The organism is Streptomyces sp. Ac-502, from assembly GCF_045222935.1.
GTDB classification, from domain to species: Bacteria; Actinomycetota; Actinomycetes; order Streptomycetales; family Streptomycetaceae; genus Streptomyces; species Streptomyces monomycini.
Window position 1 is genome coordinate 3,450,443 of sequence record NZ_JBHFFO010000001.1, and the last position, 14,860, is coordinate 3,465,302.

Annotated in this window: 12 protein-coding genes and 2 pseudogenes; 7 read left to right on the top strand and 7 right to left on the bottom strand. The window is 72.9% G+C overall.

The window, feature by feature from the left end:
- The first annotated feature begins 239 nt into the window (after nucleotides 1-239).
- The 3 genes from ACEXOX_RS15490 to ACEXOX_RS15500 all read left to right on the top strand — a co-directional run bounded on the left by ACEXOX_RS15490 (nucleotide 240) and on the right by ACEXOX_RS15500 (nucleotide 3,312).
- Entirely contained in the window at nucleotides 240-857 is a 618-nt protein-coding gene (locus tag ACEXOX_RS15490; protein ID WP_406521238.1) for a DsbA family protein, read from the top strand.
- A gap of 243 nt (nucleotides 858-1,100) precedes the next feature.
- Nucleotides 1,101-1,676, top strand: a complete 576-nt coding sequence (locus ACEXOX_RS15495; RefSeq protein WP_406521240.1) for an IS607 family transposase — start codon at nucleotides 1,101-1,103, stop codon at nucleotides 1,674-1,676.
- The gene (locus ACEXOX_RS15500; RefSeq protein ID WP_406521241.1) at nucleotides 1,669-3,312 is read left to right on the top strand and encodes an IS200/IS605 family accessory protein TnpB-related protein; all 1,644 of its coding nucleotides are present in this window, start codon (nucleotides 1,669-1,671) and stop codon (nucleotides 3,310-3,312) included. The genes ACEXOX_RS15495 and ACEXOX_RS15500 overlap by 8 nt, the downstream gene beginning before the upstream one ends.
- Here ACEXOX_RS15500 and ACEXOX_RS15505 read toward each other — a convergent pair.
- Nucleotides 3,302-4,138 carry an alpha/beta fold hydrolase gene (locus tag ACEXOX_RS15505; RefSeq protein ID WP_406521243.1) on the bottom strand — a complete coding sequence of 279 codons (837 nt, stop codon included), beginning with the start codon at nucleotides 4,136-4,138 and terminating at the stop codon, nucleotides 3,302-3,304. The genes ACEXOX_RS15500 and ACEXOX_RS15505 overlap by 11 nt on opposite strands.
- Before the next feature lie 80 nt (nucleotides 4,139-4,218).
- The gene (locus ACEXOX_RS15510; protein ID WP_406521244.1) at nucleotides 4,219-4,923 is read right to left on the bottom strand and encodes a DUF998 domain-containing protein; all 705 of its coding nucleotides are present in this window, start codon (nucleotides 4,921-4,923) and stop codon (nucleotides 4,219-4,221) included.
- Nucleotides 4,924-5,060: 137 nt separating this feature from the next.
- Between ACEXOX_RS15510 and ACEXOX_RS15515 the strand changes: the two genes are divergently transcribed.
- The gene (locus ACEXOX_RS15515; protein ID WP_406521245.1) at nucleotides 5,061-5,630 is read left to right on the top strand and encodes a hypothetical protein; all 570 of its coding nucleotides are present in this window, start codon (nucleotides 5,061-5,063) and stop codon (nucleotides 5,628-5,630) included.
- Between the two features lie 97 nt (nucleotides 5,631-5,727).
- Nucleotides 5,728-7,335, top strand: a complete 1,608-nt coding sequence (locus tag ACEXOX_RS15520) for a multicopper oxidase family protein (protein ID WP_406521247.1) — start codon at nucleotides 5,728-5,730, stop codon at nucleotides 7,333-7,335.
- A 70-nt stretch (nucleotides 7,336-7,405) separates the two neighbouring features.
- On the opposite strand, the pseudogene ACEXOX_RS15525 reads toward ACEXOX_RS15520, so the two are convergent.
- Nucleotides 7,406-8,052: pseudogene (locus tag ACEXOX_RS15525) on the bottom strand (SCO6745 family protein); the annotation flags it as partial.
- On the opposite strand from ACEXOX_RS15525, the pseudogene ACEXOX_RS15530 reads away from it, so the two are divergent.
- Nucleotides 8,053-8,289, top strand: a pseudogene (locus ACEXOX_RS15530) (YbhB/YbcL family Raf kinase inhibitor-like protein); the annotation flags it as partial. It abuts the pseudogene before it with no gap.
- Between the two features lie 86 nt (nucleotides 8,290-8,375).
- Here ACEXOX_RS15530 and ACEXOX_RS15535 read toward each other — a convergent pair.
- The 4 genes from ACEXOX_RS15535 to ACEXOX_RS15550 all read right to left on the bottom strand — a co-directional run bounded on the left by ACEXOX_RS15535 (nucleotide 8,376) and on the right by ACEXOX_RS15550 (nucleotide 13,618).
- Nucleotides 8,376-9,596: an MFS transporter gene (locus tag ACEXOX_RS15535; protein ID WP_406521249.1), complete on the bottom strand. Its 1,221-nt coding sequence runs from the start codon at nucleotides 9,594-9,596 to the stop codon at nucleotides 8,376-8,378.
- A gap of 285 nt (nucleotides 9,597-9,881) precedes the next feature.
- Nucleotides 9,882-10,889 carry an endonuclease/exonuclease/phosphatase family protein gene (locus tag ACEXOX_RS15540; protein WP_406526358.1) on the bottom strand — a complete coding sequence of 336 codons (1,008 nt, stop codon included), beginning with the start codon at nucleotides 10,887-10,889 and terminating at the stop codon, nucleotides 9,882-9,884.
- A gap of 354 nt (nucleotides 10,890-11,243) precedes the next feature.
- Nucleotides 11,244-11,999 (bottom strand): TetR/AcrR family transcriptional regulator, encoded by a 756-nt coding sequence (locus ACEXOX_RS15545; RefSeq protein WP_406521251.1) that lies wholly within the window; start codon nucleotides 11,997-11,999, stop codon nucleotides 11,244-11,246.
- Nucleotides 11,996-13,618, bottom strand: a complete 1,623-nt coding sequence (locus ACEXOX_RS15550; protein ID WP_406521253.1) for an MFS transporter — start codon at nucleotides 13,616-13,618, stop codon at nucleotides 11,996-11,998. Before ACEXOX_RS15550 ends, ACEXOX_RS15545 begins: the two co-directional genes overlap by 4 nt.
- Before the next feature lie 165 nt (nucleotides 13,619-13,783).
- On the opposite strand from ACEXOX_RS15550, the gene panB reads away from it, so the two are divergent.
- Nucleotides 13,784-14,716, top strand: a complete 933-nt coding sequence (panB, locus tag ACEXOX_RS15555) for a 3-methyl-2-oxobutanoate hydroxymethyltransferase (protein ID WP_406521255.1) — start codon at nucleotides 13,784-13,786, stop codon at nucleotides 14,714-14,716.
- Nucleotides 14,717-14,860: the final 144 nt, after the last annotated feature.

The window sequence follows — 14,860 nt, forward strand, 5'->3', positions numbered from 1 at the left end:
TGGCACACCAGTATCACGTGAGGGGGTTACCGTCACATTACGCACCCTCGGCCGGGAACAGAACCGCCGGACCCGGGGCGACACCGGCACGTTTGCCCGGGGGCGGTGGGCGGTACTCCGGGAGAGGGCGGCCCGGATCATCCCGCTTTGCCCCACTGGCGCCCGGGGCCGTGCCGCCACGCCGGACCGGTCCTGGTCCGCGCCTCCCCCGAGTGCCCGCCGACGGCCGAGGAGAACCCGTGAGCAAGCACTTCGACGTCACGGCCGTGACGTTCTACTTCGACTCCGCGTGCCCCTGGACCTGGCGCACCGCGTGCTGGCTGGTGGACGCCACCGGGCGCCGGGGCATCCCGCTGTCCTACCGCGCCTTCGACCTGACCGACGGGGCGCCTCTGGACGAGTTGCCCGCCAAGCGCCGCGCGGCCGCCGCCGGGAGCCGCTGTCTGCTGCGGCTGGCCGAGGCCGCGCACGCCGACGGCCGGGACACCCTGACCGGCACGGTGTACGCCGCGTACGGCGCCGCGGTGTTCGACGGCGACGCCGACCCGTCGCCGGAGCTGGCCGAACGGTGCCTGGCGGAGGCGGGCGCCGCGACCTATGCCGACGCGCTGCACGACGCCGCGCTGGACCGGCCGGTGGCCCGGGCCCGCGAGCAGGCGCAGGAGTACTCCGGCGAGGACGCGGGCTCGCCCGTCACGGTCCTCACCACCCGCCGCGGCGAACGCGGCTTCTTCGGGCCCGTGGTGGCGCCCACACCGACCGGCGCGGAGGCCGACCGCCTGTGGGACGCGTTCGTAGGCGCCGCGTCCGTACCGCACCTCTTCGAGCTGCGGGCGCGGCGGACGGCGAAGCCGTGAGCATCCGCGATTCCACCGGCGCGGTTCGGCCGGCCGGCTACTTCACGACGTAGCTCTCGATCCGGCCGATCACGACCGACACGGCCTGCCGGACGTTCGCGGAGTGGGAGGCTGCTGCCCGACTGTGGGCGGCAGGTTCAGCGTCCGCGCTGCGGGCCCTCCAGGTCAGGGGTAATCAACTGCCTATCTCCAAGGTTGCGGGAGTGAGCGTAACCATGCCTGAGTGAGTGTCGTTGTCCGGGTGTGAATCTGACGGAGTGGGCGAAGTCGCAGGGCGTGCATCCGCAGACCGCGTATCGCTGGTTCCGTGAGGGGACGTTGCCGGTACCGGCTCAGCGGGTCGGGCCGCGCACGATCTTGGTGAATGTGAAGGCCAACGCTGCGCCGGAAGCGGTGGGCGGCCTGGGCCTGTATGCCCGTGTCTGCTCCCACGACCAGAAGGACGACCTTGAGCGTCAGGTCGCCCGGCTGACCCGTTGGGCTGCGGCCACCGGCCGTCCCGTGGTGCGGGTGGAATCGGAGATCGCCTCCGGCATGAACGGCGCCCGGCCGAAGGCGCAGCGGCTGCTGGCCGATCCGGCGGTGACCACGGTCGTGGTCGAGCACAAGGACCGCCTTGGGCGGATGAACGTCGAGCTTGTCGAGGCTGCGCTGGCCGCGCACGGGCGTCGCCTCGTCGCCCTGGACGACGGTGAGGTGCAAGACGACCTGGTGCGCGATGTGGTGGAGGTGCTGACGTCGTTGTGTGCCCGCTTGTATGGGCGGCGGTCGACGAAGAACCGGGCCCGCAAGGCGCTTCAGGCCGCCGAGCATGGCTGAGCAGAAGCGGAAGCCGCTGCGGCAGATCGCCCGTCCGTTCGTCGCCGACGGGCCGTCCGGCGTCAGCATCCGCGACCGCCTCAAGGGCCTCACGCCCGAGGACGAGCAGATGCTGCGCCTGGTCGGCGAGCACATGGGACGCCTCGCCTGCGCCGATCTGGCCCGCAGGTGCCGTGACGGTCTGGACCACTGCACCGACACCTGGGCCGGGCGGAAGCGGGACCTGAGCGCCCTGTCGTCGTCCCGGTGGGCCGGGTCGGTCACTGCCGGCACCCACGACCAGTGGGGCCTGTCCCGCCGCGCCCAGCACCAGCACCTGATGTCCCTGGACGCCGGTATCCGCATGATCCGCCACCGGCTGTCCCTGCCCGTCGGGCAGAAGGGCAGTCGGGGCAGGCCCGGCGGCTACCGGTCGAAGCACGAATGGTTCGCCAAGACGCGCCGCCTGGCGATCCTCGAAGACCGCTGCGAGCGGGTGCGCGCCGAGCGGGAGGCCGGACAGGTCTGCGTGGTGCGCGGTGGCCGCCGTCTGCTCAACCAGCGCCACCACCTCACCGCCGCAAAGAAGACGCCCGAGCAGTGGCGGTCCGAGTGGGAGGCGGCCCGCTGGTTCCTGACCGCGGACGGCGAGTTGGGCAAGCGGCACGGCAACGAGACCATCCGCGTCACCCCCGACGGCGAGGTCAGCATCAAGCTCCCCGCCCCGCTCGCCGAGCACGCGAACGCCCGGCACGGCCGGTACGTCCTCGCCGCCCGCGTCGCCTTCCCCCACCGGGGCGCAGAGTGGCGCGACCGCGTCACCTGCAACCGGGCTGTGGCCTACCGCATCCACCTGGACGTGACCCGGGGACGCTGGTACCTCGACGCATCGTGGACGCGTAAAGACCTGCCCGTGGTCCCGCTCGATGCGCTGCGAGCCTCGGGCGTGATCGGCGTGGACACCAACGCCGACCACCTGGCCGCCTGGCTGCTGGACGAGCACGGCAACCCGACCGGTGCGCCCCGCCGCTTCGACTACGACCTGACCGGCACCGCCACCCACCGTGACGCCCAGCTCCGTCACGCCCTCACCCGCCTCCTGCACTGGGCCACGACGTGCGGGATGCAGGCCATCGCGATCGAAGACCTCGACTTCACCGACTCCACCACCAGGGAGAAGCACGGCCGGAAGAAGAAGTTCCGGCAGCTCGTCTCCGGCATCCCCACCGGCAAACTCCGCGCCCGGCTCCTGTCGATGTGCGCCGAGGCCGGTATCAGCGTGATCGCCGTCGATCCCGCCTACACCTCCAGGTGGGGCGCGGAGCACTGGCAGAAGCCGCTGACCAGCAAGAACAGGAAGACTTCCCGACACGCCGCCGCCTCGGTGGCGATCGGCAGGCGCGCCCTCGGGCATGCGATCCGGCGACGGACGGCACCGCCCCACGACGACCGGAGTGATCGTCGTGGGCATCGGACCGCCCAGGCCGGACCGCATGACCAGGGGCGTGAGGAAACCCGCCCCCGCGTACCCGGACCACGCACCCGATGCGTGCAGCCGGACGCGGCAGGAACGCGGGCAACCAGCGCATCCAAAACCGTTCGGGATGCGCCAGTTGAGCCGGTATGGGTCCAAGACTCACTCCTGCTCACTGATTAGGAACGGTGAGCGACAGGACCGCCGTGGCCACCGCGTCCGGCGCGTCGGCCATCACCAGGTGTCCGGCCGGGGCGGCGACGGCGAAGGTGCCGCCGAGTTGCGTGGCCAGTGCCCGCTGCCGCTCCAGCCAGCGCAGTTCCCGCGGTGTCTCGCTGCCCTCGTACGCCGCCAGGACCGTCACCGGCACGCCGTGCAGCGGACGGTCCGGGCGCAGCGCGGCGACCTCGGCGGCCTGGTAGCCGTACGTCGCGTTCTCCAGGGCGCAGGCGCGCAGCACCCGGCTGGTGCGGTAGGCACCGGTCTCGTACGGATCACGCGGGTGGTCGCGCACGGTCAGGACGCGGGTGGTCAGCCGGCGCGCGGCCGGGCCGAGGGCGCGCGGCACCCCGGCCGCCGAGAGTACGGAGGCCAGGCCGCCCGCCCAGGCCGTACGGACGGCACGCGGCAGCAGCGGCCGCGGGTCCTCCTCCACGCTGCCGTCGGCGAGCACGATGCCCGCGGTGCGGTCCGGGTACAGCCGGGCGAACGCCTCGGCGTGGAAGGCGGCCAGGCTGTGGCCGACGACGGTGCACGGGCCGGGCAGCCCGAGCGCGTCCAGGACGTGCGCGATCCGGGCGGCCTCGCCCACGGCGGTGGGCGGCTCCTGGGCGGGCGCGCTCAGCCCCAGGCCGGGCCGGTCGAAGCGGACCACCGTACGGTGCGGGGCGAGCCGGGCCGCGACCGCGTCCCAGTCGAACCAGCTCATGCCCAGCCCGCCGCTGAGCACGCACACCGGGCCGCTGCCTTCGCACAGTACGTGCAGCACCACGCCGTCGACGCGCAGCATGCGGCCGGGTCCGGGGACGCCCGGGGATCCCTTCGTGCCGTCTCTCGTGCTCTTCCGCCTCCGCCGCTCGCCGTCCCCGCTCATACCGGTTCCCCTTCCCTCCCCGTAGTGGTGCCCGCTCGCCCGACACACCACGCGAGCAGCCCGACGTACAGGGCGACGAGCAGCACCTGGAGGCGCTGGCCGACGCCCAGCGCCCAGGTGCCGTGGCCTTCGGTGAAGGCCGCGATGGAGGAGAGCGTCCAGGCGGTGGCGGCCAGTTCGGCCAGGGTCAGCCACGGCGCGACGCGGCCGAGCGGCGGCCACCAGCCGTACCGGCGGGCGGCCACGGTCAGCAGGACCAGCCCGGCCAGGGCGCCCACCATGGCCAGCGAGCTGCTGATCGCGTGCGCGGTATGGGTGGCGGGCACCAGGCCCGCGGTCTCGCGGGCCGCGCACTCCGGGTCGCTGGTGGGCGCGCAGCTCAGCGGCAGCCGGGAGTCGACGGCGGTGGCGGCGCCGAAGAGGGCGAGCGCCGCCCAGCCCGCCGTGGCCCAGGGGCGGCGAGGAAGGGTGCGGAGCGCGGCGACCGCGCCCGCCAGTACCAGCAGTCCGGCGAGCAGGTCCGTCGCGCGGAACAGGCCGCCGAGCGGCCGGTCGGCGGCGGCCAGTTCGCTGACGTACGTCCGGACCGGGTCGAGGCCGGTGGACAGGACGACCTCCAGGACCCAGGCGGTGTACGCCACCGCACCGAGCAGGAGGAGTACGGGGGCGGCGCGACGGCTCTTGCTCGGCTGCACGGACATCCTGGAGGTCGGGCTGGGACGCCTGGGGCGCCTGGGAAGGTCAAGGATAGGCAAAGTGCGCGCGGTCCGGGGCCCTCGGGAGGGGGATACCCCACAGGGGTAGGGTGCTGGGCAGTGGTACCGGGAGGGCCGTCGACATGCCGTACGCAGCGCGAAGCCGGGGAAGCCGGGGGAAGGCCGCCGCGTGGTGCGGCCGTCTGCTGCTGTTCGCCGCGCTGATCGTCGGCATCGTCGGCATGCACACGCTGGGGCACCCGGTGGGCGGGCACGGCTCGGGGCCGCTGCCCGCGGCACATCAGGAGCAGCCCGTCGGCGAGGCACGCCCCGGCCCTGAGACGCAGCACGCGCTACAGACCCGACACACGCCGCCGGCACATCACCCGCTACAGGCACAGTCGGCACCTCAGGCACACCACCCGATACAGGCACAGTCCGCGCCTCAGGCACACCACGCGCCTCAGGTTCCACCCCGTGCCCAGGGCTCCGCCACCGCCGACGACCACCACGCCATGAATCCCGGCGCGGTCTGCCTGGCCGTGCTCTCCCTCTGCGTACTCGCCCTCGTCCGTACGGGACGACTGCTGGGCCGGCAGGCCGCCGACCTGCTGGCTGCCGTACGGGCCCGACTGCTGCGCGGCCTGCGCCCCCTGCCGCCACCGGTCCCCCGGCACAAACACCTCGCCCGGCTCTCGGTCCTGCGCGTGTAGACGCGCGGCCCGGCCGCCGACGCCTGCGCGCGTCCGCGGCCCGGCTCACGCGCGCTCACCGCAACCGTTTCCCACCCTTACGAGGTGTTTCTCCACCATGCGTACGCACACCCGCCGCGCCGTGCTCGGCGCGGGCATCGCGGCCGCCGGCAGCGGCCTGCTCGCCGCCTGCTCGTCGGGCTCCGGCACGGACGGCACGAAGGACGCCGCCCACTCGGGCCACGCCGGCAACCCGGCCGAGGCGCCGGAAGGTTACGTCTCCCCCGGCGGCCCGGAAGTGGCCGCCGCCGAGGCGAAGCGGGGCTCGGGCCCCGTACGGAAGGTCGCGCTGACCGCCACCGCCGCCCGGCTCGACCTGGGCGGCCGTACGGTCGGCAGCTGGGCGTACGGGGACGACCTGCCCGGCAAGGAGGTACGGGTCACCGCGGGCGACACCCTGGAACTGACGCTCGCCAACCACCTGCCCGAGGCCACCTCCCTGCACTGGCACGGCCTGGCCCTGCGCAACGACATGGACGGCGTACCGGACCTGACCCAGCGTCCCGTGAAGGCGGGCGGCTCGTTCACGTACCGCTTCGCCGTCAGCCACCCCGGCACGTACTGGTTCCACCCGCACTCGGGCGTGCAGCAGGACCGCGGTCTGTACGCGCCACTGATCGTCGAGGACCCGAAGGAGCCCCTCGCCTACGACAAGGAGTGGGTGGTCGTCCTGGACGACTGGGTCGACGGGGTGCACGGCAGCACGCCGGACGCGGTGCTGGCCGAACTGTCCAAGGGCATGGACCACGGGGGAATGGATCATGGCGGGATGCGGCATGGCGGGATGGATCATGGGGCACACTCCATGGGCGGTCGCGCGGCGCCCTCCCCCGCCGGCCCCTCCCGCATGCTGATGGGCGCCGCCAGCAAGCTGCTGGGCGGCGACGCGGGCGACGTGGACCACCCGTACCACCTGGCCAACGGCCGTACGCCGCAGGATCCGCAGACCTTCCGCGCGAGCCCCGGCGACCGGGTCCGCATCCGTTTCGTCAACGCGGGCGGCGACACCGCGTACCGCGTCGCGCTCGGCGGCCACACCATGACCGTGACGCACACCGACGGCTACCCCGTCACCCACGCCCCGACGGACGCCCTGCTGCTCGGCATGGGCGAGCGCTACGACGTGGTGGTCACGGTCAAGGACGGCGTCTTCCCGCTGACCGCGCTCGCCGAGGGCAAGAAGCGGACCGCGCTGGCCGTGCTGCGCACCGGCGGCGGGGCGGCTCCCGAGGAGTCCGTACGGCCGAAGGAGCTGGACGGGCGGCTGCTGACGGCCGACCGGCTGAAGGCCGACGGGCCGGTGCGGCTGGCGGCGCGCAAGCCGGACCGGACCCTCCGGTTCGACCTCACCGGCTCGATGGAGAAGTACGACTGGGCCGTCAACGGCAAGAAGTACACGCCGGACCAGCGCTATCCGGTGCGGGCCGGGGAACGCGTACGGCTCTCGTTCCGCAACAACACCACCATGTGGCACCCGATGCACCTGCACGGGCACACCTTCGCGCTGCCGGACGGCGGGCCGCGCAAGGACACCGCGATCGTGCTGCCGGGCCGCCGGCTGGACGTCGACCTCGACGCGGACAACCCCGGCCTGTGGATGCTGCACTGCCACAACGTCTACCACGCGGAGTCCGGGATGATGACGGTCCTCGGGTACCGGAAGTAGGCGGTACGGGAGCGGGGCCGGCCGTCCGGCGGCCGGCCCCGCTCGCGCGCACTCACCTCGGGCTCACGCCTCAGCCCTTGCCGAACGCGTGCGCAGGGAAGGCGCCCGCGGCCCTCAGCGCCTTGGCGAAACCGTCGGCCAACTCGGTCAGCCGCGCGGTGGCGGCCGGACCGCGATGGTCGTACGGGGCGGCGTCGAGGCGGTCGGTGAGGGCTTCCGCCTCCCCGCGCAGGGCTATGCCCGACTCCGTGAGGCCCCCGCCCCGTCCAGCAGCCCACGCTCGCGCAACCCGTCCCGGGCAGCGGCCCACTGCTCGGCCGACCAGCCGCGGGTCCGCATGAAGAGCGCCGATGTCGGCGCCGTGCCGGTGGCGTTGTGCAGGACCAGCGCCTCGATCCCGGTCAGGCCGGCCACCGCCAGGGCGGCGAAGTGGCCGTCGCCCCGGTGCTCGCGCAGCAGCGTCGCGGCGTGCCACAGGGCCAGGTGCGGCTCCTCGGGCACGGGAAGGCCGGCGTTCGCGGCGTACAACGGCCGCGCCTCGCGGCGGCACACCTCGGTGGCGCGCAACGCCAGTTCGGCGGCTTCGGCCATGTCGTGCGACGTGCAGGCGTCCTCGCCGAGCAGCCGCCGCAGCGCCTTGTCCATGCCGCGCTGCCGGGCCGCGACCACTGCCTCAGGGGCGGTGACTGTCCAGGCGGCGGGGAGGTACCGCCGTACGTGCTGCCCGAGGGCGCCTGCCAACTGCCCAACGACGCCCACGCCGCCCGTTACACAGGGGCCGCCCCGCCCGCCGGGCCCGGTCCGCACCGCTACTTCGTCGTGGTGCACGCCCTCGACGTCGAGTCCATCGGCGTCCCGGCCGGCGCCACCCCGGCCGTCCTCGGCTTCACCATGTCCGGTCGCACCCTCGGCCGCGCGGTCCTGACCGCCACCGCCGAAACCCCTGCCGCCTGACGCTCCCGCACCCCGGAACGACAGAAGCGGCCCCCGGCCACGGTCGTGGTCGGGGGCCGCTCTCGCGGTGGTCCGGCGGCGCCGGGTCAGTTCACCCGGTCCGGCAGTTCCGCCGGTACGTCGTCGGCGTCCTCGCTGCTCGCGACGATGCGCGAGGACCCGGAGCCGCCGCGGTCGAGCAGTCCGGCGGTCACCGCGATGCCCAGGCCGATGACGGCCAGCACCGCGCCGACCAGCGCCGGGGAGGTCCAGCCCCAGCCCGCCGCGATGGCCACGCCGCCGACCCAGGCGCCGCCCGCGTTGGCCAGGTTGAACGCCGAGTGGTTGGAGGCCGAGGCCAGGGTGGGCGCGTGCTGCGCCTTCTTCATGACCAGCATCTGCAGCGGGGTGGTGGTCATGAAGCCGACCGCGCCCAGGATGACGACGCAGACCAGGGCCGCCCACTGCACGTGCACCGCGTAGGTGAAGACCACGAGGGTCACGGCGAGGGCGCCGAGCGCCCCGTACAGCGTGGGCCGCAGCGCGCGGTCGGTCAGCGGGCCCGCGGCCAGCGCGCCCAGTGTCATACCGGCGCCGAAGAGCGCCAGGACCAGCGGGACGGATCCCTCGGCGAAGCCGGAGACCTCGGTCATCATGGAGGCGAGGTAGCTGTAGACGGCGAACACTCCGGCGAAGCCGAAGACCGCGGTGACCAGGCCGAGGACGACCTGCCGGTTGCCCATGGCGCGGATCTCGTGGGCCACGCCGCCGTGCTCCGCGCGTGGCATGTGCGGTACGAGGCGGGCCAGCGCGGCCATCGCCACCAGGCCGATGGCGGCCACGACCAGGAAGGTCGCGCGCCAGCCGAGGTGCTGGCCGAGCAGGGTCGCGGCGGGCACGCCGACGATGTTGGCGACGGTCAGGCCGAGGAACATGGTGGCCACCGCGCGGGCCTGCCGGCCTTCCTTGACCAGCCGGGCGGCGACCACCGCGCCGACACCGAAGAACGCGCCGTGCGGGAGCCCGGCGAGCAGCCGGCCGGCGATCAGCAGACCGAAGCTGGGCGCCAGGGCCGAGGCCAGGTTGCCCACGGTGAAGACGGCCATCAGCAGCAGGAGCATCCGCTTGCGCGGGATGCGCGACCCGAGGGCGGTCAGCAGCGGGGCGCCGATGACGACGCCGAGGGCGTAGGCGGAGACGAGATAGCCGGCCGTGGGCACGGACGTACCCAGATCGTCCGCGACATTGGGCAGCAGACCCATCATCACGAACTCGGTGGTGCCGATGCCGAAGGCGGAGACGGCCAGCGCGAGCAGCGCCAGGGGCATGAGAGACCTTTCGAAAACGTGCGTACGGTCCCGGGCACGGTGGTGCTGCGATGCGCTGGGCACCGGAGCACCGGAGCGGTCCGTGCGGCGCGCCGGGGCGCCGGGGTTCCGTACGGCGTACGCGGCTGGATGTCCGTAAGTTCTTCTACGGAACAAAGTCTCTCAGCCCATTCATTCCGACGGGAGAACGGAATGTTGCGCAGGAGCGGCGACGGACGGTCGCGGCGCCCCGGCCGAGCGGGCAAGTGCCTGCTCGGCCGGGGCGCCGCGGCCGTCCGGGCTTTGTCAGATCTTGACCGAGGCGGCGAGCGGAAGGTGATCACTACCGGTCCGGGGCAGCGACCAGGAGGACACCGGGTCGATCCCCTTCATCATGATCTGGTCGATCCGCGCCATCGGGAAACCGGCCGGCCAGCTGAAGCCGAAGCCGTCGCCCGCCGCGCCCTGGGCCGAGCGCAGCTGCGAGGTGACCGGGGCCAGCGAACGGTCGTTCATCGTGCCGTTGAGGTCGCCGAGCAGGATGACCTGCTCGATGCGCTCCTTGGAGATCGCCTCGCCGAGGGCGGCCGCGCTGTTGTCGCGCTGGTTGGCGGTGAAGCCCGCGTTGAGCTTGACCCGTACCGACGGCAGGTGCGCGACGTAGAAGGCGACCTGCCGGCCGTCGGGCGCCTTGACGGTGGCGCGCAGCGCGCGGGTCCAGCCCATCTTGATGTTCACGGGCGCGGCGTCGGAGATCGGGTGCTTGCTCCACAGCCCGACCGTGCCCTGCACCGTGCGGTACGGGTACGCCTTGGCCAGCCCTTCCTTGTACGTGGGCAGCGCGTCGCCGGTCAGCTCCTCCAGGGCCACCACGTCCGCGCCGGACTTCACGATGTCCCTGGCCGTGCCCGCCGGGTCGGGGTTGTCGGCGTCCACGTTGTGGGTGGCGACGGTCAGGTTGCCGCCGGTGCCCTTCTTGTCCGTGACCTGTCCGCCGAAGAGGCTGACCCAGACGACCGCGGGCAGCAGCAGCGCGATGATCGCCGTCGTGGAACGCCGCAGCACGGCGGCGATCAGCAGCACCGGGACGCCGAGCAGACCGAGCCACGGCAGGAACGTCTCCAGCAGGCTGCCGAGGTTGCCCACGGTGTTGGGGACGTGCGCGTGCACGATCATCAGCAGCCCGAGCAGGACCGCCAGGACCGCGAGCACGATGCCCCGCCGCCACATGCCCTCCGGGCGCCACCAGTCGCGCAGGCGCCGTGTTCCGGAGGCGGCCCGCTCAGGGTCTTGGCCCTGCCCCGACTCCGTCATGTATGCCTGCGCCATGCCGCTGCCCTCACTGCCGTGCTCCGTACGCCCCACCTGTGGTCTCCGACCCTAGGCGATGGCCCGTAATGCGTTTTCTTAGAAGTGGAGACGGCGCGCTGACGGCTCGGGGTTCCTGCCGCGAGGGCCGTGGCGGGGGCTGTGACAGAACGGGCATAGTCCCGTCATGGAGCGGACAGGTGAGGCGCCTTCCGCGGCTGCTTGTCGCTCGATGGGGCGCTGTTGTCGGGCGGTTGACGACCGGATCTCTCCGACCGTCTTCGGACGATCTCTGGACGGTCTCTGGACGACGAGCCACGGGCGGGCACCGGCCCGGCGTCGGGCGGCGCCGGCCGGACGTCAGCCCCGCGGCCGTACGCCGTCCAGCACCGTGTCGACGATCTCCTCGGCCAGCCCCTCCGGCAGGTCCGCCCACTCGTGCAGCACGGCCCGGGACAGCACCGGGCCCACGAAGAGGTCGGCGAGCAGGTCGATGTCCCGGTCCGTCCGCACCTCACCGCGCTCCCTGCCGCGGCGCAGCACGGACAGCAGCACCTCGCGGCGGGCCTGCACCACCGTCTCGTGGTACTCCCGCCAGAGCGCGGGCTGCGCCTTGACGTGCGTGACGACGGTGCGCAGCAGCGCCGAGTTGCGCTTGGCCAGGCCGCGGATGCGCAGGAACTCGATGATGCCCACGAGGTCGTCGCGTACGGACACCCCGGCCGGCGGCGGGACGTCCGTGTCCAGCGAGCGCATCACGTCCAGCATCAGGGCGCTCTTGCCCGGCCAGCGCCGGTAGACGGTGGCCTTGCCGACGCCTGCCTCACGGGCGATGCCCTCCATCGACAGCTCCCCGATGGAGACGCCGTCCTCGATCATGCGCAGTACGGCTTCGATGATCGCGGTGTCGGCGGCCGCGCTGCGGGGGCGGCCCCGGCGGGGGCCTTCCGCGTGGGGGTCCGGGGCCGGGGCGTCCGCGGCGTCCGCAGCGTCCGGTCGGTCCGCGGCGTCCGGCGTACGAACCGCCGCCTCCGCCTGCGCCGCGACGCCCTCCCCGGCCAGGTCTTCCCCCGCCACGTCCCCTTCCGTCACTTCGACCCCCGGCGTCCCGCTCATGTCCGTGCTTCCGCCTTTTCCTGCTTCGCCCGGCCCGTACCGCGCGCGTCGTTCCCCATCCTGCCCGGCAGGAAGGCGGCGACCACGACGGCGCCGAGCACCGCGATGGCGGCGGAGCCGAGCGCGGTGACGTGCATGGCGTGGATGAACGCCGCGGTCGCGTCGCCCTTCAGTGCCTGCCCGGCCGGGCCCAGGATCCGGGCGAGCCCGAGTGTCGCCTCGATGGACTCGCCCGCCGCGTGCCGGGCGGCCTCGGTCAGGCCGGGGACGGACCGCAGTGTCCCTTCGATGCCGTCGCGGTAGACCGTGGACAGCAGCGAGCCCAGTACGGCGACCCCGAGCGTGCCGCCGACCTGCCGGAACGTGTTGTTGAGCGCCGATCCGGAGCCCGCCTTCTCGCGCGGCAGCGCCTGCATGATCGACACGGTGACCGGCGGCATGATGTGCGCCATGCCGGTGCCCTGGACGAAGAAGAGCACTTCCAGCACCCAGATCGGGGTGTCGGTGTCCAGCAGCAGGAAGCCGGACATGGTGGCGGCGACCAGCAGCATCCCGACCGTGCAGACCACGCGTGAGCCGAAGCGGTCGACGACGTGCCGGGCCCGGGGCGCGAAGATCATCTGGGCGGCGGCCAGCGGCAGGATCAGCAGGCCCGCCTGGAGCGGCGTGAAGCCGCGCACGCTCTGGACGTAGAAGACGACGAAGAACGTGACACCCATCAGCGCGAAGAAGACCAGCGCGATGGCACCGACGGCGGCCGAGAAAGCCGGCTTGCGGAAGAGATCGACGTCGATCGACGGGTGATCGATGCGCTTCTCGTACAGCACGAATCCGACCAGGACGAGCAGTCCGCCCAGGACGGTCCCCAGCACCTGCGGATCGGTGAAGTCGGCGAGCTGGCCGCCCTTGATGATCCCGTACACCAGCAGCACCAGGCCGACGACCGAGAGCAGCACGCCGACCGGGTCCAGCTTGCCCGGCCGGGGGTTCTTGGAGTCGGGGACCAGGAGGACCATCGCGGCCAGGGCGACCAGCACGATCGGAACGTTCACCAGAAAGACCGAACCCCACCAGAAGTGGTCCAGCAGCAGCCCGCCCGCGATCGGGCCGATCGCGATGGCCAGGCCCACGCCGCCCGCCCAGATGCCGATCGCCTTCGGCTGCTCGTCCCGCTCGAAGACGTTCATCAGGATGGCGAGGGTGGCGGGCATCACGAAGGCGCCGCCCAGGCCCATCACGGCCCGGAAGGCGATGAGCTGGCCAGGTGACCCGGCGACGGCGGCCAGCACGGAGCCGGCGCCGAACACCACCAGTCCGAAGATCAGCACCTTCTTGCGGCCCAGGCGGTCGCCGAGCAGCCCGGAGGTGAACAGCAGGCCCGCGAAGACCAGCGTGTAGGAGTTGATCGCCCACTCCAGCTGGCTCTGGGTGGCACCGAGGCCGGTGGGGGCCGGGGTGGCGATCGTCTTCATCGCCACGTTGAGGATCGAGTTGTCCAGCACCACGATCAGCAGGCTGAGCATCAGGACGGAAAGGATCACCCAGCGGCGGCGGTGGATGTGCTCCGGCACGAGCCGGGGCGCGTCGGTTATGCCGGCGGGGGTCGATGAGCTGGCCATGTCCCCACCCTACGCCGATTCCGATACGGGCCCGTTCCGTATCGCGGGGGTGTCCAGGGCACCCCCGCGACGCCCCTTCCACTTCCCCCGCGGCACGTGCCAGCATGGAAGGGAGTCCGGAGACGCCGTCAGGGCGCTTCGAGATGACGAACAGGAGCCGTCGCCATGACGCAGCTTTCGCCTGCCCAGAATCCGTCCGCGGACGGGACACCCGCGCCCGGGACACCCGCGCCCGGCGGATCCGCCGCCAAGCCCGTATCCGACAGCAGCAAGAAGGCGCTGTACGGAGGGAAGAGTTCACGCCGCGTGACCGTGCGCGACATCGCCGCCGCCAAGGAGCGCGGCGAGAAGTGGCCCATGCTCACCGCCTACGACGCGATGACCGCGTCCGTCTTCGACGAGGCCGGCATCCCGGTGCTGCTGGTCGGCGACTCGATGGGCAACTGCCACCTCGGGTACGAGTCCACCGTGCCGGTCACGATGGACGAGATCACGATGCTGTCCGCGGCCGTCGTCCGCGGCACCAAGCGCGCCCTGATCGTCGCCGACCTGCCCTTCGGCGCCTTCCAGGAGAGCCCGGTCCAGGCCCTGCGCAACGCCACCCGCCTGGTCAAGGAGGCCGGTGTGGGCGCGGTCAAGCTGGAGGGCGGCGAGCGTTCCGCCCATCAGGTCGAGCTGCTGGTCTCCTCCGGCATCCCGGTCATGGCCCACGTCGGCCTGACGCCGCAGTCCGTCAACGCGTACGGGGGCTACCCGGTGCAGGGCCGCGGCGAGGAGGCGGCCCAGCAACTGCTGCGCGACGCCAAGGCCGTCCAGGACGCGGGGGCCTTCTCCGTCGTCCTGGAAGCCGTACCGGCCGAGCTGGCCGCCGAGGTCACCCGCTCGCTGCACATCCCCACGGTGGGCATCGGCGCCGGCATCGGCTGTGACGCCCAGGTCCTGGTCTGGACGGACATGGCCGGCCTGACCAGCGGCCATGTGCCCCGCTTCGTCAAGCAGTACGCGAATCTGCGCGACGTCCTGGGCAGCGCGGCCAAGGACTTCGCGGAAGAGGTCGTCGGCGGCACGTTCCCGGCCCAGGAGCACAGCTTCCGCTGACGGGACTCCGGTGGCGGCGTCTTCCCGGCGCCGCCACCGGTACGCCGCCGGCCCGCCATCGGTCCACCGCCGACACCCGCCGCCGGCCCGCCGCCTCGTCCCCGCACGTCCCCCGCACGTCCCCGCACGGCTCCCACCTGGGCT